At 44.0% G+C, this 19,529-nt stretch carries 17 protein-coding genes; 6 read left to right on the forward strand and 11 right to left on the reverse strand.

Going from position 1 to position 19,529, the window contains the following annotated elements:
* Nucleotide 1 precedes the first annotated feature (1 nt).
* Nucleotides 2-814, reverse strand: a complete 813-nt coding sequence (gene dapF / locus OQY15_RS06395; protein WP_265789132.1) for a diaminopimelate epimerase — start codon at nt 812-814, stop codon at nt 2-4.
* Nucleotides 815-1,015: 201 nt separating this feature from the next.
* On the opposite strand from dapF, the gene OQY15_RS06400 reads away from it, so the two are divergent.
* From OQY15_RS06400 to OQY15_RS06415, 4 genes are all read left to right on the forward strand, one after another.
* On the forward strand, nt 1,016-2,557 hold the full coding sequence (locus tag OQY15_RS06400) for a Do family serine endopeptidase (RefSeq protein ID WP_265789134.1): 1,542 nt from the start codon (nt 1,016-1,018) through the stop codon (nt 2,555-2,557).
* Between the two features lie 199 nt (nt 2,558-2,756).
* A complete protein-coding gene (locus OQY15_RS06405) occupies nt 2,757-3,437 on the forward strand; it encodes a succinate dehydrogenase cytochrome b subunit (protein ID WP_265789137.1) in 681 nt (226 codons plus the stop codon).
* Between the two features lie 26 nt (nt 3,438-3,463).
* Nucleotides 3,464-5,443, forward strand: coding sequence for a fumarate reductase/succinate dehydrogenase flavoprotein subunit (locus tag OQY15_RS06410; protein WP_265789138.1), 1,980 nt, complete (start codon nt 3,464-3,466; stop codon nt 5,441-5,443).
* A gap of 23 nt (nt 5,444-5,466) precedes the next feature.
* Nucleotides 5,467-6,237 (forward strand): succinate dehydrogenase/fumarate reductase iron-sulfur subunit, encoded by a 771-nt coding sequence (locus tag OQY15_RS06415; protein ID WP_265789140.1) that lies wholly within the window; start codon nt 5,467-5,469, stop codon nt 6,235-6,237.
* 104 nt (nt 6,238-6,341) lie between these two features.
* On the opposite strand, the gene OQY15_RS06420 is transcribed toward OQY15_RS06415, so the two are convergent.
* The 3 genes from OQY15_RS06420 to OQY15_RS06430 all read right to left on the reverse strand — a co-directional run bounded on the left by OQY15_RS06420 (nt 6,342) and on the right by OQY15_RS06430 (nt 8,795).
* On the reverse strand, nt 6,342-7,940 hold the full coding sequence (locus OQY15_RS06420; protein ID WP_265789142.1) for a TonB family protein: 1,599 nt from the start codon (nt 7,938-7,940) through the stop codon (nt 6,342-6,344).
* Nucleotides 7,937-8,314: a BlaI/MecI/CopY family transcriptional regulator gene (locus OQY15_RS06425; protein WP_265789144.1), complete on the reverse strand. Its 378-nt coding sequence runs from the start codon at nt 8,312-8,314 to the stop codon at nt 7,937-7,939. The genes OQY15_RS06420 and OQY15_RS06425 overlap by 4 nt, the downstream gene beginning before the upstream one ends.
* 208 nt (nt 8,315-8,522) lie before the next feature.
* The gene (locus tag OQY15_RS06430) at nt 8,523-8,795 is read right to left on the reverse strand and encodes a hypothetical protein (RefSeq protein WP_265789147.1); all 273 of its coding nucleotides are present in this window, start codon (nt 8,793-8,795) and stop codon (nt 8,523-8,525) included.
* Between the two features lie 274 nt (nt 8,796-9,069).
* Between OQY15_RS06430 and OQY15_RS06435 the strand changes: the two genes are divergently transcribed.
* Nucleotides 9,070-10,095: a sensor histidine kinase gene (locus OQY15_RS06435; RefSeq protein ID WP_265789154.1), complete on the forward strand. Its 1,026-nt coding sequence runs from the start codon at nt 9,070-9,072 to the stop codon at nt 10,093-10,095.
* A gap of 24 nt (nt 10,096-10,119) precedes the next feature.
* Nucleotides 10,120-10,872 carry a LytTR family DNA-binding domain-containing protein gene (locus OQY15_RS06440; RefSeq protein ID WP_265789157.1) on the forward strand — a complete coding sequence of 251 codons (753 nt, stop codon included), beginning with the start codon at nt 10,120-10,122 and terminating at the stop codon, nt 10,870-10,872.
* Here OQY15_RS06440 and OQY15_RS06445 read toward each other — a convergent pair.
* The 7 genes from OQY15_RS06445 to OQY15_RS06475 all read right to left on the reverse strand — a co-directional run bounded on the left by OQY15_RS06445 (nt 10,869) and on the right by OQY15_RS06475 (nt 19,513).
* Nucleotides 10,869-11,612 carry a lysophospholipid acyltransferase family protein gene (locus OQY15_RS06445; RefSeq protein ID WP_265789159.1) on the reverse strand — a complete coding sequence of 248 codons (744 nt, stop codon included), beginning with the start codon at nt 11,610-11,612 and terminating at the stop codon, nt 10,869-10,871. The genes OQY15_RS06440 and OQY15_RS06445 overlap by 4 nt on opposite strands.
* 4 nt (nt 11,613-11,616) lie before the next feature.
* The gene (locus OQY15_RS06450) at nt 11,617-12,171 is read right to left on the reverse strand and encodes an NUDIX hydrolase (protein WP_265789161.1); all 555 of its coding nucleotides are present in this window, start codon (nt 12,169-12,171) and stop codon (nt 11,617-11,619) included.
* Nucleotides 12,172-12,190: 19 nt separating this feature from the next.
* A complete protein-coding gene (locus tag OQY15_RS06455) occupies nt 12,191-14,680 on the reverse strand; it encodes a TonB-dependent receptor (RefSeq protein WP_265789162.1) in 2,490 nt (829 codons plus the stop codon).
* A gap of 135 nt (nt 14,681-14,815) precedes the next feature.
* Nucleotides 14,816-15,097, reverse strand: a complete 282-nt coding sequence (locus tag OQY15_RS06460) for an ATP-dependent Clp protease adaptor ClpS (RefSeq protein WP_265789164.1) — start codon at nt 15,095-15,097, stop codon at nt 14,816-14,818.
* A 66-nt stretch (nt 15,098-15,163) separates the two neighbouring features.
* Nucleotides 15,164-16,039 carry an SDR family oxidoreductase gene (locus OQY15_RS06465; protein ID WP_265789166.1) on the reverse strand — a complete coding sequence of 292 codons (876 nt, stop codon included), beginning with the start codon at nt 16,037-16,039 and terminating at the stop codon, nt 15,164-15,166.
* 4 nt (nt 16,040-16,043) lie between these two features.
* Entirely contained in the window at nt 16,044-16,805 is a 762-nt protein-coding gene (locus OQY15_RS06470) for an enoyl-CoA hydratase/isomerase family protein (RefSeq protein ID WP_265789168.1), read from the reverse strand.
* Between the two features lie 2 nt (nt 16,806-16,807).
* Nucleotides 16,808-19,513, reverse strand: coding sequence for a TonB-dependent receptor plug domain-containing protein (locus tag OQY15_RS06475; RefSeq protein WP_265789170.1), 2,706 nt, complete (start codon nt 19,511-19,513; stop codon nt 16,808-16,810).
* Nucleotides 19,514-19,529 lie beyond the last annotated feature (16 nt).

A 19,529-nucleotide genomic window follows, 5' to 3' on the forward strand; every position in this document is an offset into this window, starting at 1 on the left:
GCTAGAGTTTTACGTCACCCTCAAAAACAAGCTCGGCAGGGCCGCACAAAAAGATGTTGCTAAAATCTTTGCCGTCGTAATCAAACTCGATACGGAGCTTGCCACCCAGCACGGTGATGTCCGTTTTTAAACTCCCTTTGTGGTCTTTTGCTTTAGCCATAGCGAGTGCTACTGCTGTAACTCCTGTACCACAGGCAAAAGTTTCATCCTCCACACCACGTTCAAAAGTGCGTACAAAAAGATGATCGCCTTTATCTTCCACAAAATTCACATTGATCCCTTCAGCTTTATAGGTGGCATTGTTGCGGATGGCTTTTCCCAGGCTGAACACATCCATATCTTTCAAGTCTGTAACCTGATCTACATAATGAGGTGAGCCGGTATTCAGTACATAAGCTGAGCCGTCGTTTGCAATATCTTTAACGTCAATCATCTGCAGTTCAACCCAGTTGCCTTCTTCAGAGATCTTGGCATAGTGCGGGCCGTCAACTGCCAGAAAGTTAGTTTCTCTGTCAATAATTCCTAACTCTTTCGCAAAGGCTACAATGCATCTGCCGCCATTGCCGCACATGCTTCCCAGGTTCCCGTCAGCATTGAAATAAAGCATCTCGAAATCATAGTCCGGGTGGTCCTGTAGCAACATCAAACCATCGCTTCCAATGCCAAAACGCCTGTCACACAACTGCAGCACATTTTTGTTATCTTTATATTGGAAATTCAGTGAGCGGTTATCAATAAGAACAAAGTCATTGCCTGCTCCCTGATATTTATAAAAATGTGTCTGTTGCTCGTCTGAAGGGTGATTTTTTAACATTTTTTAACAATTTATGTGATGTTGTAGTGATACAAATATCGGTGTAATGGTATTAAATTTGAATATAATCAAACGAATTTAACAAATGATACCTTGAAATGACATAAAGGGCTCCAGCAGCATTAAACCAAAGCAGGCAAAATACAGTCAAATAAAGGAATCACATTAGGTCTAGCACAAAAAAATAATATACACACACACATGAAAAAAATAGCATTGATAGTTTTAGCTGCATTCATCGGAGGTGCAGCAGCCATTGGAGGTTATAAAATGCTGGAAAATAAATCCAGCGATCTGACGCTGACCGAAAAGCAGAATCTTCTTTTCGCCAGCAACCCCAGCACTACTGCATCCACAGGTTTGCCGGATTTCGTTCAGGCATCTGCGGCAGTGTCTCCCGCAGTAGTACACATCAAAACGACATTCAGTTCCGGCGGTTCAGGCGAGAGCTCATCTCCAATGGATATGATGGAAGAGTTCTTCGGTGGCGGAAGCCGCGGCAGAAGATCAAGAGTGCCCAGAGCGGCATCAGGATCAGGCGTAATCCTTACACCTGACGGTTACATTGTAACCAACAATCACGTGGTAGAAAACGCAGAGAAGATCCAGGTTATTCTCTCTGACAGAAGAAAAGTGCAGGCCAAAGTTATTGGCAGGGATTCCAATACGGACCTTGCCTTGATCAAAGTTGATGCTACTGATCTTCCGGTAGTGAAAATGGGTAACTCTGACAACGTTCAGGTAGGTGAATGGGTACTTGCTGTAGGATTCCCTCTGGATCTGCAAACTACTGTTACTGCGGGTATCGTAAGTGCAAAATCCCGTCAGATTGGTATCCTCGGCAGAGAAAGACAACAGCCTACAGAAGAAGAATATGAGGAATATCAGCGTACAGGAAAAATCCCTGTGAGAAGCGGTAACCCTGCAATTGAATCTTACATCCAGACTGATGCGGCAATTAACCCTGGAAACAGCGGTGGTGCATTGGTAAATGCAAATGGTGAACTTGTAGGTATTAACTCCGCCATTGCTTCACAAACTGGTACCAATGAAGGTTATGGTTTCGCCATTCCTGTAAACCTGGCCAAAAAGATCCTTGAGGATTTCAAAAAATATGGCAGTGTAAAACGCGGATATGTGGGCGTTACTTTCCAGGAGCTGAATGCTGATGTGGCAGAGGAGCTCAAAATTGATGACGTAAGCGGATTATATGTAAGTGATGTGCTGCCAAATGGCGGTGCTGCTGCAGCAGGTATCAAAAAAGGTGATATCATCAAAAAGGTTGACGGTAAGGAAGTATTCAACTCACCAGACCTGCAGGAAAAAATCGGGCGTATGAGCCCTGGCGATAAGGTTGCATTATCTGTAGCCAGAGATGGAAAACTACAGAATGTTAATGTAACACTGAAAGGTGATGCCAGCATTGGTGTAAAACCTAAGCCTGTTCTTGCTGCAAGAACGACAGGTACTACACTGGATAAACTGGGGGCTACCTTTGCACCTGCATCGGCTGCTACTAAAGCAAAGTTCGGTGCCAAAAGTGGTGTAGTCGTAACGGCTGTGGAAGAAGGAAAGCTTTTTGATTCCTTCGATATCAGAAGAGGACTGCTGGTGACAGCAGTAAACGGTAAACCTGTAAACAGCTCTAAAGATGTGGAGGCAGCATTGCCGACTTCAAGAAACGGGAAAACTACAATCTCAGGAATAGGTCCTAACGGAAACTATACTTTCAGTTTCAACTAACATTATAAATTAAATATCCATTAAGGGGCAATGAAAATTGCCCCTTTTTTTGTTTTAAGAGGGCCATAATCATTTATTACACATTATGACGTAGAACGTTTCTAAATAGCTTTTTTATTACTAATAGATGATATTCGTGTTTAAATTAAGTCATTTATTAAATACTTTTGCAGGAATAGAACTCAAATATAAAAATCTAATGGCTAGTTTCGGAAACGCTTTTTCCTCATCTATAGGAAAAAAACTAATAATGGGTATCACCGGCCTGTTCCTAATTTTATTTCTCATCGTACACTGCTTTATCAATTCATTGATATTCCTGAATGACGGTGGTCTAATCTTTAACCTTGGTGCTCACTTTATGGCTACCAACTGGCTGATCAGAGGCTCAGAGGTTATCCTGATGCTGGGTCTCATTGTACACGCTGTACAAGGCCTTCGTCTGACTTTCCAAAACCAGGCAGCACGCCCGGTAAAGTATGCAGTGAACAATGGAAATGCAAACAGTAAATGGTACTCCCGTTCAATGGGCTTACTGGGTACTTTATTGCTGATCTTCCTTATCGTCCACCTGTCTAACTTCTGGGTGGTATCGCGTTTCACTGGTATCCCTACTGAAGATGTAAATGGATTGGAAAACCTGTATGCTGTAATGCAGCAAACATTTCAGAATATCTGGATCGTCGTTTTATATGAATTGGCAATGGTTTCCCTGCTTTACCACTTACTGCACGGATTTGCTTCTGCATTCCAGACTTTAGGATGGAACCACAGAAAATACAGTCCGCTGATTAAAGGTATCGGGGTATGGTATTCTATCATTATATCGTTGCTTTTTGCAGCCATGCCTGTAGCATTTTATACAGGTCTTATTAAATAATTTCGAACGTATAACGCTAAAATAAAATGGCAGATTTTAATGCAAATATACCGGAAGGGGAACTAACCGTAAAGTGGACTAAACTGAGGTCTTCAATGCCTCTGGTAAATCCGGCTAATAAAAGAAGTATAGAAATAGTAGTAGTAGGATCAGGACTGGCAGGTGCTTCGGCAGCAGCTACTCTGGCCGAAATGGGATATAAAGTAAAATGTTTTTGCTTCCAGGATTCTCCGAGAAGGGCGCACTCTATCGCAGCCCAGGGGGGTATCAACGCAGCAAAGAATTATCAGAATGATGGTGACAGCGTTTACCGTTTATTCTATGATACCATTAAAGGGGGCGACTACCGTGCCCGCGAAGCAAACGTTCACCGTCTGGCTGAAGTAAGTACAAGTATCATCGACCAGTGTGTGGCGCAGGGTGTACCTCTGGCAAGGGAATATGGTGGATTACTGGATAACCGTTCATTTGGTGGTACCCAGGTTCAGCGTACTTTTTATGCTGCAGGACAAACAGGTCAGCAATTGCTTTTAGGTGCCTACAGTGCCCTGGAGCGTCAGATCGGTATGGGTAAGGTAGAAATGTTCACCCGTCATGAAATGCTTGAAGTGGTAGTGATCGAAGGTAAAGCGCGCGGTATCATCGCACGTAACCTTATCACCGGTGAACTGGAGCGTCATTTCGGTCACGCTGTATTACTTGGATCTGGTGGTTACGGAAACGTATTTTACCTGTCTACAAATGCAATGGGAAGTAACGTTACTGCCGCCTGGAAAGCGCACAAAAAAGGTGCATTCTTTGGTAACCCTTGCTTTACACAGATCCACCCTACGTGTATCCCTGTATCAGGGGATCACCAGTCTAAATTAACACTGATGTCTGAATCCCTTCGTAATGACGGAAGGATCTGGGTACCTAAGAAAAAAGACGATAACAGGAAAGCATCTGACATTCCTGAAGATGAAAGAGATTATTATCTGGAGCGCCGTTACCCTGCTTTCGGTAACCTTGTACCACGTGACGTAGCTTCGAGAGCAGCTAAGGAACGTTGTGATGCAGGTTATGGTGTAGGTAACTCTAAACTGGCAGTTTATCTGGACTTTGCTGCCAATACAGAACGTTACGGTCGTATCGAAGCTACAAAACATAACATCCACAATCCTGATAAAGCAACTTGCGTACGTCTGGGACTGGAAGTAATTAAAGAGAAATATGGTAACCTCTTCGATATGTACGCGCAGATTACTGGTGAGAACCCGTATGAAACTCCAATGCGTATCTATCCTGCGGTTCACTATACCATGGGCGGTCTTTGGGTAGATTATAACCTGATGACTACAATTCCTGGTTTATATGCATTAGGTGAAGCTAACTTCTCCGATCACGGTGCTAACCGCTTAGGGGCTTCTGCGTTGATGCAGGGACTTGCTGACGGTTACTTCGTAATTCCTTATACTATCGGTGCTTATCTTTCAAAAGAACTGGCTACAAAGCCAATTCCGCTGGATCACCCTGCTTTTGTTGAAGCTGAAGCGAGTGTTCGTGGTATCCTCGAGAAATTCATCAATATCAAAGGCACAAAATCGGTCGACTTCTTCCATAAAAAACTGGGTCTGATCATGTGGGAGAAATGCGGAATGGCTCGTAATGCTCAGGGATTAACTGAAGCAATTGCAGAAATTCAGCAGCTGCGTAAAGACTTCTGGAGCGATGTTCGTGTACCAGGCAACATCAATGAATTCAATCCTGAGCTGGAGAAAGCTGGTCGTGTGGCCGACTTCATCGAGCTGGGTGAGCTGATGTGTATCGATGCACTCAACAGAAATGAATCATGCGGAGGTCACTTCAGGGAAGAATATCAAACTGAGGAAGGTGAAGCTTTGAGGGATGATGAAAACTATGCATATGTTGCTGCATGGGAATTCAAGGAAGGTGTGAAGTTTGAACTCCATAAAGAGGAGCTTAAATTTGAAAACATCAAGATCGCACAAAGAAGTTATAAATAATCTAGTACTAAAATATCCATACCATGAGTACAGGAAATATGAATTTAACGCTGAAAGTTTGGCGTCAGAAAGATAACAAAGCCAAAGGTAGTTTGGTAGATTATAAATTATCGGAGATCTCTCCGGATATGTCTTTCCTTGAGATGTTTGATGTGCTGAATGAACAGCTGATCAATAAAGGAGACGAGCCTGTTGTATTTGACCATGATTGCAGGGAAGGTATCTGCGGCGCATGTTCAATGTTTATCAACGGCAGACCCCACGGACCAAAAGACCTGGTAACTACATGCCAGTTGCATATGCGTTCTTTCAAGGATGGTGATACTATCGTTGTAGAACCATGGAGAGCAGCTGCATTTCCGGTAATCAAAGATTTAACGGTAGACCGTACTGCATTTGACAGAATTATCGCTGCGGGAGGTTTTATCTCAGTGAATACAGGTAATGCGCAGGATGCGAATGCGCTTCCTATTCCAAAGCTACAGGCAGATGCCGCTTTCGAAGCTGCAGCTTGTATCGGATGTGGTGCCTGTGTAGCTACCTGCAAAAATGCATCAGCTATGCTGTTTACTTCAGCAAAGATTTCCCAGCTGGCATTGTTGCCACAGGGACAGCCTGAAAGATATCGCCGTGCACAAAGCATGGTTGCGCAAATGGATGCTGAAGGCTTCGGAAACTGTACCAATACCGGTGCTTGCGAAGCGGAATGTCCTAAAGGAATCTCTCTGGAGAACATCGCAAGGATGAACAGAGATTTTTATGCTGCAAAATTTGTTTCTGAGGAAGAAGTTTAATAAATTTAGGCTCTACGAGACAAGGATTTAACACAAAAACCCCTGCTAATTTTTAGCAGGGGTTTCGTGTTTTTAGGAGTTTTGCTGACACTTGTATCCGGTACTTATTTCACTTTTTTTGAAGTGATCAGAATTACTCCGTTTTTGCCATCTTCGCCATATTGATCTCGTGCTGCTTTATCTTTGATGACCTGTATAGATTCAATCGTATTTGGATCTACTTTTTTCGCTTCTGTCAAGTCGGTACGAACACCGTCAAAATATACAATTGGATTATTAGGACCTGTAATGCTGATCTTTGTCTGGGCTCCTTCCTGGGGAGTTACAACCGGTGCTTTATTTAAATCGGTTTCCTCAGTATTTTTAGAAAGCGCAAAGGTAATAGGTATGTTGTATTTCACACGTACGGGCTGGTTATTACTTATTCCGGGAATCCATTTAGGTGAAGCTTTAAGAACTCGTACTGCTTCTTCATCCGTGCCGCTTCCCAATGATCTTCTCACTTCAATTTCGGTCAGTCTTCCATCTTTCTCTACAATATAAGAGAGAAAGACCTTTCCCTGTACTTTCTTGTTTTTTGCTTCCTGTGGGTACTTTATGCTCTTTCCAAGGTATTGATAAAACTTGTCCATACCTCCAGGGAAGCTGGGTTGTCTGTCAATGGAGGTAAACGCAAAAACTTTCCCGGTGTCAGATTTGGTCGAAGTTTGATTGGAGGGAGTAAATGTAATGATGGCTGGTTTGGACTGGCGTCGTTTCTTTGTTGTGTCCTGCGAAACAGGTCTGGCATCAGCAGTGCTATTGGATCCCGCTATGCTAGCCGCATCCAATAGCACCGGTACAGGCGCCGGAATGCGCTCAGCCAGGTCTTTAATTTCTTCATTCCTGCTGATCTTTGCAGATGACAGCAAAAGCATTCCCGCAAATAGCGGAAGAAAGAGGCCATACTTGAGGATGGCGGTCTTGGTAGATCGTTGTTTTTTCAGCATAATGATTCGTTTTTTAATAAGTGACTGTGTAAAAAAACTATTGGTAAGAGCGCTTTGGTCTACATTAAAAGCCTTGCACAGTAGCAGCATGGCATAGGATTCTTTATTACCCTCTGACTCCGCTGCAGCCTCATCGGCAAGATATTCATGTATGTTTTTAATGGATTTTTTGAAGAAATAAATAACAGGATTACACCATAGCACAATACTTAACAGCTCAAAATATACAACATCTGCCGTGTGCATCTGCCTGATATGAACATCTTCATGACTATGGATGGCATGCTGCCCGGGCAGGTTCTTGTCAATTACTTTTCTGCCAAAAAATGAAAAGGCCATCCCCGCAGGATTTGCAGCAATCAGCAGGCGCAGGTGAATTAACCGCCATATGAACAGTGCCGCGAAAAAGATAATACCGCAAACATAAACCGTTGAGATCATTGCTCCCCAGTTAAATGCCGAAGCTGCAGCATCCTCCCCCTCTACCATCAATATTTCCAGTTGCCCGGCACTGATACTGAAGGCCGGACGGGCAGTTTCGGGCATGATCCACTCCGGTTTGATAAAGGGGATCAGAAAGGATAACGCAGCCGCTGAAAGCAGATAAAACCTGTTAAGTGTAAACCATGTCTCCCTGCTCAGGAAAACTCTGTAGAATGCGTAAAATATAACGATGTATATATTTACTTGAATTAGATACCAGGCCCAGTTCATTTTGATTTATCTTTAAGTTTGCTAATCATTTTTAGAATCTCATCTGCATCGTTCAGGTCCATCTTCTCTTCTTTCACAAAAAATGAAAACATGCTCTCCACAGAATTTTCGAAATAATTGCCCAGAAGTTTCTCTGTAGCGTGACGTTTATAGTCCTCACGGGAAATGAGTGGATGATACTGGTGGGATTTGCCAAATGGAGTATGCCCGATAAAACCTTTTGTTTCCAGAATCCTGATGATAGTAGATACTGTATTATAGGCAGCCTTGGGCTCAGGAAGAAATTCTATCACTTCTTTGACGAAGCCTTTTTCAATTTGCCATAGCACCTGCATGATTTGTTCTTCAGCTTTAGTCAGGTCTTTTATTTCCATAATATTGAGGTTTAGATTTTTATATCAACTAAGAATATAGTTAAATGTATGAACTATATTCTTAGTTTCAAAATATTGTGATATTTTTTTTTCAAAAACCCCTTAAAAAGTAATGGCGGCCATCCAGCCGCCATCTACTACTATTAACTATAACTAAAACTAAATTTTTTAAGCAAACACTGCTTTTGATAACTATAAGACGCAGTATTTATTTTAACGTTGCACGAGGCACATCAGCAATGCTGGTAGTGCTGTTAGCTTTTATTTCAGCCAATTTTTGCTCCTGTGTTCCGGCATTGCCTGCCAGTGTCAGGATCATCATCATAAATACTGGTACGAGTAACAATAAAAAAGGAGAGACGTTAGTTAGTTTTTTCATGATATAAGTATATATGTTGATCAGCGGACTGAAATCTATTTGATAAGTGGTATGAGTATGATGCGATAGCGTGTCGAGGTGTTGAACAGATGCAGTTTTCATAGTTGTATCGTTTTGTTGAAACAAATAGAATCATAAAATTCATGCTGCTAAAATGTTTTATACCAAGTGGAAATAATCATAGATCAACAGGTGATTTTGAGAAAAAACGCAAAATGTTGTTATTTTAGCCGTTGGTAGAAAAAAATTGCCCGTTCGTCGAAAGCTATGGTCGGAAAGTATTACTTTCAGTACTTTGGTTCTCAACAGAAGGGTATAAAAATCCCGTAGAATAGATCACCAATACCGCAATTACAAATTGAATCAACACACACAAATGAAAGGTAAAAGAGAGTTGATAGTACATTCTGTGTATTGGCTGCTCATTGTGGGATTGGCTGCTGTAAGTATGATTTTTAATCGTACCAAACATGATATCAATTATTACGTCGTCAATATCGGCTACTTTACCATCATTAATGTCTCAATATTTTATATCAACTACACGCTGCTTATTCCGCAGTTGTTAAAGAAATACTGGTATTATATTGTTTCTCTCATTGCGTTACTGATCGTGATGTCTGCCGCTAAAACTATTGTTGCCGTACTGTACAGGGATCAGGTGCTGGAGCATACCAATTCCAAAACCGGTGCTGTTGAGGAACTCAGTCTGATGACCTTTAGTGTGGCTACGATATTTACCTCCGGGTTTTTTATCATTTCAGGCTGCCTGATCAAGTTTGGTATCGACTGGTTTGGAAACATCCGCATCCAGCGCAGCCTGGAAACGGAGAAAAAAGATATGGAACTACAATTCCTCAAATCACAGCTTAACCCGCATTTCCTGTTCAATTCCCTCAATAATATTTATTCCCTGGCCTATCAGAAATCAGATAAAACCGCAGATGCGATACTTAAACTATCGGAGATCATGCGTTATATGATCTATGAAAGCAATGACAGCTGGGTGGCGCTAAGCAAGGAGATTGAATACGTTCAAAGTTATATAGAGCTCCAAAAGCTACGGTTTAAAGATGGTGCTTCGGTGGTGATGACCCTCAATGGCGAAATCGACAACCAGCAGATACTGCCATTGGTACTGATCTCTTTTGTCGAGAATGCCTTTAAACATGGAGTAGCCAATGATCCATCAGATCCGATCAGGATCAATATCATCGCTAATCAAAAGATATTACACTTCAGTATTACCAATAAAAAGAACAATGCCAATAAAGACAATATTGGCGGAGTAGGTTTAAATAATGTGGAACGCCGTCTGCAACTGCTATATCCCGAAAGATATAAGCTAAATATCGTAAATTCGGCTACACATTACACGAGTGAACTTATGCTTGATATATAAAATTTCAGATTTAAAAAGATAACAATGACGCTAAAATGTATTGCTGTAGATGATGAGCCGCTGGCTTTGGATATTATTGAAGATTATGTTTCAAAAGTGCCATTTCTGGAATTGGTAAAACGAACGGAAAATGCTATTGAAGCGCTGCAGCTGGTACAGGCAGGAGGGATCGACCTCGTGTTTCTGGATATCCAGATGCCAGACCTGACGGGGATACAATTCCTGAAGATCGCCAATAATAAAGCCAGCTATATTTTAACTACTGCTTACTCTCAATATGCGTTGGAGAGCTACGATTTAAACGTTTCTGATTACCTGCTCAAACCGATAGCATTCGACAGGTTTTATAAAGCAGTAGAGAAGGTACATAGTCAGCATAAGAACAATGTTGAACCAGTGCTGACTCCTGCCCCTGTAGCGCCTGCCCCGGCACCGGTAGTGGCCGAAATACAACCTGTACAGGACTTTATCTTTGTCAAAACGGAACATAAAATACAGAAGATTGAGCTGGACAATATCCTTTATATTGAAGGACTGAAAGATTACATCTCGATCTTTACCAAAGCGGAAAGGGTAATCACCCTGCAGAACATGAAGAGGATGGAAGAGACACTTCCCAAATCTCAGTTCATCAGGGTACATAAATCTTATATCATTGCGCTCGACAAAATAGAAAGTATTGAACGCAGCAGGATTACGATCTGCGGTAAGATTATCCCTATTGGAGATACCTACAGGGATGAGTTTTTCAAGAAGATCGAGAATAAAAATATCTAAACAGTTTCCTGTTTCAGGGCTTTCCTGATTGCAGTTTCTGCCATCAGCGTCAGTTCTTCTGGATTTCTGCCCTCAGGGTTAATAGGCTCCAGGACTGTCCAGCGGATCTTTTCCCCAAAACTAAGCGGATACATACCATACTGAACGGTTTTCCAGGAGTTTTCTATCGCCACCGGCACAATCAGGGCATTGGGTACTGCCTTCAGCAGGGTCGCAATTCCTCCGACCTGGAAGGGTTTTAACTTCCCGTCTTTAGCCCTTGTGCCCTCTGCAAAGATCATTGCCGACCATTGCTTTTCTTTCATCCGGCGACCCAGTTTGATGATCTCAGAGATGGCCTGCTTGCTGTCTTTCCTGTTGATGTTTGCCCCCCCGCCATATTTCAGGTTAAAGGAAATAGATGGAATCCCTTTCGTGAGCTCAATTTTGGAGATAAACTTAACATGGTATTTCCTCAGGAACCAGATGAGGCCGGGGATATCGTACATGCTCTGATGGTTTGCCACAAAAATAATGGGCTGGTTTAGCGGTAGATTCTGGCGGTTGATAAAGGTCGAGGAAGAACCCAGGAAAATATGACTGTAGGTCAGGAAAAAATTCAGGTAGTCTACCGATAGTTTATGTGCTTTATAGCCGAACAGGCGATAGCAGATCCATTGTACAGGATGAAAAATGAGCAGGGACAGTAAAAAGAAGATATAAAATACAGGAGAAAAGATATACCCCAAAAATTTGTTCATACGGTTATAGTTTGCCTTCCAATAATAATAGTTTGGTTTTCAGTAGAGCAGCAATACTCATGCTGTCGGTAATTCTGCCATCGAGGGCCATCTGGTAAGCCTCTTCAAAGGGCAGTTTACGCAGTACAAGTTCTTCGGTTTCTTCCGGTTCAGCCGGACCCATGGTCAGCTCCCGGGCGATAAAAACCACCCCGGCTTCGTCGCTCACAGAATTGGAGAGGTGCATCCTCAGCAGTTCCGTCCAGCTACCTGCGATCAATCCTGTTTCCTCCTGCAGCTCACGCTTAGCGCTGTCCAGCAGGGGCTGATCCAGTGGTCCACCCCCTTCAGGGATCTCCCAGCTGTAAGCCTTCAGCGGAAAACGGTATTGCCCCACCAGCCAGGTATTCAGCTCTTCATCCAGCGGGAGGATCCCGATGGCGTGGTTCCTGAAGTGTACCTCACCATAGATTCCTCTGCCTCCGGAGGGATTGATTACCTGATGTTCAGTGAGACTGATCCAGTTATTTTCATATATCTTGCGGCTTTCTAAGGTGGTCCAGGGATTGGTCTCTTCCATGCCGCAAGATACGAAATTCTTAAAATGTTCCTTCGTCAGGTCTTTGTTCCTGCTCTTGTTTTTTCGGTTTCTTCTGGAAAGTAGTTTGTCCGAAGCGGTACGCAAAGGTGATGTTACCCATCTGCCCTTTCTGGTAGCGCTGGAAATCGGTGATCGTATTGGCGTCCTGGATGATGGCACCAAACCTTCTGGTGTTAAAGATATCCCTCATGTTAAAACTCAGCGAAGCCTTTTTATTCGGGAAATCATATTTGGCACCGCCATCTACCCCATACATGGCCTTAGGTTTTCCCTGAGCCTGGATTTCTCTCGAATTGTAGTCTCCGCGGATCTGCAGTGTAATGTTGCCCGGAAGAGTGATGTTGTTGGTGAGGTTGGCATTCCAGCTGTAACCTGATACTTCAGCGATGTTGTACTCAGGTACAGCCTTGATATTACTATGGTATCCGTTGACATTCGCCGTAAAACTCCATGCCTTCAGCGCATCTACCTTTGCGATAAGCTCCAGCCCGCTATTGGTACTTTGCGTTAAGTTCAGTGGTCTCATGATAATTACCCCAGTTGAATCCGGAGCTGAACGTACCCTTTGTATCAGGTCGTTGGTATGGCGTGAGTAAATACTTCCGATCAAAGTTAATTTTGACCAGAATTTGCTGTAGCCCAGCTCGTAGGAATGTACATCCTCAGGCAGCAGGTTTGGATTACCCTGACGCCAGCTTAGCGGATCAGAATAATCTATAAAGGGATTGGTGTCCCATGGTCTCGGGCGGTTTACCCTCCTGGTATAGCTCAGCTGCAACTGCTGTTCCCCTTTGAACTTCTGCGTCAGGAAGATACTCGGATAAAGCCTGTCGTAGGCAATACGGCCTGCAGCGTTACTTACATTTCCGTTCAGGTCATATCCTCCGGAATTAGTATTTAACCTCGCAATTTCACCCCTCAGACCGATCTGGTAACCGAAATTATTGATCTGGTTTGAGTAGTTTGTGTAAAGGGCATGAACCTGCTCCTTACTGTTAAATAAGTTCGACAGCTGGAAATCATTCTCAAAGCCACCAGTTTCTGCATTCAATGCTTGTGCGATGGTGTTGTTGTCTGAATACCTGATCTGGCTGCGGTATCCGCTTTCCAGTTTCCCCAGCTTGCCCAGAGGCATATTGTAGTCGGCCTGCACATTATAGTTTTTGTTTTTACCCTGATTGTTGTTGGTCAGGATGTCCAGCGGCTGCGTTACAGGCAAACCATTCAGGCTGCTTACTGTGGTATTGTACTGCTGGAAGTTATCATTGTCACCACGTGAATAACCAAAGTTGAAGGTCAGCTCCTGACTCGGTTTAAACTTATGACTGTAATCAAAGTTCAGGTCGTAGCTGTTACCATTACCATCAGTCGTGTTGATCCTGTCGCTAACCAGGATAGGAGAGCCGTCAATCCTGTATGTGTTTACATCCAGTAAATCCCTTTTTTCCTGGTCACGTTTATTGTAGGCTACGTTAAAACTCAGAATGTCCTTTTTGGTGAGGTAATAATCTATACCTGCTTTAATATTCTGGCTTTTCTCGATCTGGTTTGAGTTAGTCAACTGCTCCGCTGATCCCAGTGAGTCCGTACGGTTCAGGTACCTGATATTGTTAAATCCTCCGCCGATGCGTTTGCCATAGCGGTAGCCGTAGTTACCATAGATATTGATGTTTTTATTCTGAAAGCTTAAGCTGGCGTTTCCATTATAGTTATCCCTGTTACCGGCAGTCAGCGCGACGTTGCCATTAAAGCCAAGCCTTGAATTTCTTTTCAGGATGATATTGATAATTCCGGAATTACCTTCTGCATCATATTTTGACGATGGATTAGTAATCACCTCCACATTTTCAATAGAACTTGCCGGGATAGAAGCCAGGATAGCTGCTACATCACCTCCTCCAATAAGGGAAGGTTTACCATCAATCAGTACCCTTACACCCGTAGATCCTCTCAGGCTTACGTTTCCATCCACATCCACCTGCACAGAAGGGACGTTGGTGAGCAGGTCAGATGCCGATCCACCCTGGCTCACCAGACTCTGGTCAACCGCGAAAACTTTTTTATCAATACCCAGCTGGATAGGTGCTTTTTTGGCGGTCACCTGCACCTCGTTAAGTACCGTTCCTTTTGCCGCTTTCATCTTTACTGTTCCGAGGGCGAGCAGTTGTTTCGATTTGTTGACTATGACAGAATCCCTGTACAAAGTCTGGTAGCCTACATAGCTGATCTTGATCGTGAATAGCCCATCGGGGATACCATTGATCTGTAGGTTTCCATTGATATCTGTTTGGCCGGTGGCCACATTAGCCTTGGTTTCCCTGTTCATGATCACTGCAGAAGCAAAAGGGATCGTTTCATTGGTCTGGGCGTCTATAATTTTCCCGGTAACTTTACCCGAACCCGGGCTTTGTGCCTTTAGCTGAAAAGAAATGGAAGTAATAGAAATGGCGAGCAGTATAAATATGAATTTATAGCGGAAAATATTCATTTATGGTATATCGTTTTAGGTCCTTTTGATTAGTGGGACAAAGTAACGGCGGGATAGTTTAAAAAACTGGCCGTAACTATTTTATTACAGCCCTTTTAAGGCCGAATACAGTAATATTTTTGTGGGATATCGGAATTAATCTACCGTTACAGTTAAACCTTCCTGCTGAAGGATCTTGCGGTATACTTCCATTTCAGTAAAAGAGCCTTCAAGAACGGCACATTTTCCTTTATTATGCACTTCCCAGGCAATTTTTTCAGCCTGACTGTCAGTGTAATCAAGGTATTTAGTCATACAGTATATCACATGATCAAAAGTGTTGACGTCATCGTTCCATAAGATCAAACGATGGGTGGTTTTGAGCGAGGTTAATATCTCCTCAAGTGTAAAGGTCTCTTCTTTTGTTTCTGTTGACATGATACAAAAATAAGCTAATTATAAATAAAGAAGATGTTAAAAAAAAAATTGCTGAAATGATTCAGCTTAGCTCCCTTTAGCTGCTCTTGTCATTTGTGCAAAACTCTCCCAGAGATCGTCCGGAATCGCCTCCAGGCCATTGAACTGCCCCGCGCCCTGCAGCCATTCTCCGCCGTCAATCGTGATCACCTCACCGTTGATATAGGAAGAGAAATCACTGACCAGGAAGGCGGCCAGGTTAGCCAGTTCCTGATAGTCGCCCACCCGTTTCAGGGGTACCCTGTTTTTGAAGTCGAACTGCTCTGCCAGCTCTCCCGGAAGCAGGCGGTCCCATGCTCCTTTGGTAGGGAACGGCCCCGGTGCTATCGCATTGCTGCGGATACCATACTTGCCCCATTCTACCGCCAGTGAACGCGTCATGGCCAGTACACCTCCTTTGGCACAGGCCGAAGGTACCACATAAGCCGAGCCGGTAAAGGCGTAGGTAGTTACGATATTCAGCACACTTGCTGCCTGTTTTTCCCTGATCCAGTGTTTACCAAAGGCGAGGGTGCAGTTTACGGAGCCTTTAAGCACAATGTCGATGATGGTAGAGAAAGCATTGGCGGATAAACGTTCTGTCGGAGAGATAAAATTACCCGCAGCATTGTTAATCAGGCTGTCGGCAGAGCCGAAGGTTTTCAGTGTCTCTGCCAGTACGTTTTCTACCTGCTCATAGTCGCGCACATCACAGCTTACTGCAAGCACTTTTCCCCCGGTTTCCTTTTCCATCTCTTCTGCGGTCTTCTGCAGCACATCCGCCTTGCGGCTGGTGATGACGAGGTTTGCACCCAGTTGCAGCAGGTAAGTACCCATCGCTCTGCCAAGGCCGGTACCACCGCCGGTAACGACTATAGTTTTGCCTTTCAGCGCATCATCTCTTAACATCGGTTGGTTGTACATGAGCTTATTTCTTTTGCAGGTTATCGATAATCATTTTCAGGAGGTTTCTGCTGGAGGGCGACCACCATTGGGCAAGCAGGGTGTCAAGGGTGGCCGACTGGTCCGCGGCAGTCGCCGAGATCAGTTCTTTCCTGATATTGAGTTTGCTCTGCTGCCAGGTATTGGGCTCCATGGCCATGTATTTCCTGATCCTTCGTTCTGCGGCGGTCATGATGCTTGCCGGGCTCACCACTTCGTCTATCAGGCCAATGGCCATGGCTTCTTCCGGACTGAACAGCTTTCCTTCCAGCAGACTTCTGCTGGCATGTGCTTTACCCAGCCAGAAAGAATAGAGCTGAAATATACTGTCAGGGACGATAATCCCCACCGGAACCTCATTTAAACCAATGATATATTTTCCCTCTGCCATCACCCGTGCATCACAGGCGAGTCCGATTACACATCCTCCCGCAGGGGCATGTCCGTTAATGGCAGCAACCATAGGTTTTTTAAATGACACTATCTTCGCTGTGAAATCCAGAAACAGTTTCCAGAAGGATTTGATCTCCTCTTCGTTATACCCGTAAAGGGCAATCAGGTCCAGTCCTGCAGAAAAGAAATGCTCCTTGCCGGTGATGATCACTCCGCCGATGTTGTCGTCGTTATTGATGTTGTGGAGCATATCTGTCAGCTCAGTGATCATCTCCCTGTCCAGGGCATTTGATTTGCCACGATTAAGAGTAATGAGCGCTAAACGGTCTTTTATAGTTACATTGATGGTGTTCATATTTATTTTACTTCGTACGTATATACTTTTCTTGCCAGATGCCCTTCTTCGTTGATGCCTTCAATGACGATCCTGTAAGTTCCGGTTTCATCTGTATTGTAATAACTGAATTTGCCGCTTCCATCTGTCGTTGGAAGGTGTGGTGTCCAGTATACTGTAGAGCGTTTGTCTTCATCCTTAGAGGTGTTTTCAGGGGTGTATTGCGGAGAGTAAAATTCTCTCACCGCATAGTATCCCCTCGGAGAATAGGTGATGACGCCCGGGGAATATCTTGTGTAACTCATATCGCCGCCACCACGTTTGGTAGTGATAATAATAACGCCTCCACCGCCCATTGAGCCATATATCGATGTATTGGCTACACTTTTTAAGATCTCTACAGTCTCTACGTCAAACACAGATACTGTAGACAGGCCACTAATATCAGTATACATCCCATCTATGATAACCTGCATAGCTTTCCCATTATTTCGGGCCAGTGTAGGTACCCATTCACCTGTTTGCGGGTTCATAAAAATATTTAAGCCGGCAACCCTGCCCTGCAAAGCCTGCCCAAGATTAGAGTACATTTGGAGATCTTTGGCGTAAATCACGGCATCGGCATGCCCCGGGCCGTTCAGGTTAGACGAATAACTCTTGGCGTTTTTCTTCTCCACCACATTTACCTGGTCCAGTAAAATTGTCCTTTCCAGTAAACCCCGTTTATTCAATCCGTCAAAATAGTCGTTGCTTTTTTTGATGTATCCCGCGATAGACTCATTCACATTAATTTCTATATCGCCTGTATTTTTACTCCTGGTCACCACCTGCCCTGGAGTAACATCTACATTGATCTCTACGTACTTTTTATTCTTCGCATTTCTGGCCTGTACCACAAACTTGGTACTGTCACCAAAAGAGAGATTGTCAAAGTTAAAGCGCCCTTTGTCGTCAGTAAGCGTATCCACCATAAACAAACCGCCGCCGGTAGAAAACAATGAAACCTTCCCTTTAGGAACAGGCTTTCCACCTGTGGTAGTAATCGTACCACTTACTTTCAGTGATTTCTCTGCGGGGAAAGCTACCGGTTTAGGGCTGGCTGCTGTTAAGTCTGACCATACAAATCTGCTCCATCCCTGACTCAGCATCAGGTTATCCAGGTGCTCGCGGCTTTCCTTTGTATTGTTATTCAGGTAGTAATTCGGTTTTTCTATATACCCTTTCAAGTCGGAAGCCAGCAATAAACCTGTCAGGATATTACTTTCGTTGTCTGGATCGGGGGTCACCACACTGGTATTAGTCACAGCAATTGAGAAACTGCCCACTGTAGCTTTACCGCCATCCTTTGCCGACAGGCTTAGGTCGGTACGCTCACGTGTACCATAACTGCCTTTTAATCCCGTTAAACTTACATCCATCTGGTCTGCAGCGTTGTTGATAAAAATCAGACGCTCTGCCACCGGCAGATTGGCAGCAGTAAACAATGTAAAGTGTAGAATGCCGGATGGAAGATCTTTCTTGGGTAATGATAGTGTATTGACCTGCTTGGGAGAAGTGATCTTCTGCACGGCAAGCACGTTATTATTGTGCTGAATAACCAGCTTCAATTCCCCCTGGCTGGCCATCCCCTCGCCACAGAGCAACCTGATGGCCACTTTACCGCTATCAATATTGTTGATACTCAGCACGTACCCCGTTGGAGCGGCTTTTGGTAAGGGTACGTCCATCACACTGCCGTCTTTCAGTTTTATCTTTGCTGTATACGTTTTTCCTGGTTGCGGGTTCACCATGAAATTCCCCATTCCGAGGTGGCTGGTGCTAAACCTCAGAACTTCAGTACCGTCGCTGTCATTGATCGTTCCCGAAACATCTGCTCCCAGTCCCGCAGCATTGATGGCTTTGACAGCCACTTTCGAAGGCAGGTTTTCTACCAGGTTTCCCCCTTCGGGAAAGAGCTGTACAGAAATACTGCTGGCAGTAGTTTTTACGGGGATGGTCTTCGTAATCTGCTGTTTATTCGGCAGAGTAATCGTTGCGGTAATCATTCCTGAGGCAGGACGTCCGCTGGTATTCTGGAAGGAGAAGTTAAGCTCACCCTGTGCATTGGTCATCCCCTTGCCACGCCCGGAGGGTTTATCCTTCAGCCGCACTTCGTAACTTACATTTTGTCCAGCGTAGGGCTTGTCATCCTTATCCTTAAAAGTGATGACAGCATCAACCACTTCTGCATTGTTCTTTTTTCCAAAGGTATAAGTAGTACTGGTAAACACCTTGTTGGCCCAGGCATTTCCGATTCTGATGGTTTTATCAAAAAAGAAATCCGGACCGGCATTTCTCATCCATTGTGTGTACGCCCTGATCCTGTAATTCCCTTCTTTCAGCGTGTCCGTCAGTTTAAAATCTCCCCAGCTCAGTCCGCTCACCAGTGGAAGTTTAATCTGTCTTTTGATGGAGTCATTCTCACTGATCAGGTCTACATAAAGTGCAGAGCTGATCTTTGAGAGCTGACCACTGCTGTTATCGGTCACATAGGCCTTAAACCAGATATTATCTCCTATAGCGTAATAGGGTTTGTCCAGATGGAGGTATACTTTTTCCTGTGGATGCTCTTCATTGTAAGTGGCGAGTTTTTTCAGCAGCGCTTCAAAAGGATCATCCGCAAGCCTGAAAGCACAAAAACTTGCAGCCGCCAGCAGGAATAAAAAGACTTTCAGGAATTTTGAGTTCATAGGTATGAGCTAAAAA

Source organism: Pedobacter sp. MC2016-15 (assembly GCF_026239695.1).
GTDB lineage: Bacteria > Bacteroidota > Bacteroidia > Sphingobacteriales > Sphingobacteriaceae > Pedobacter.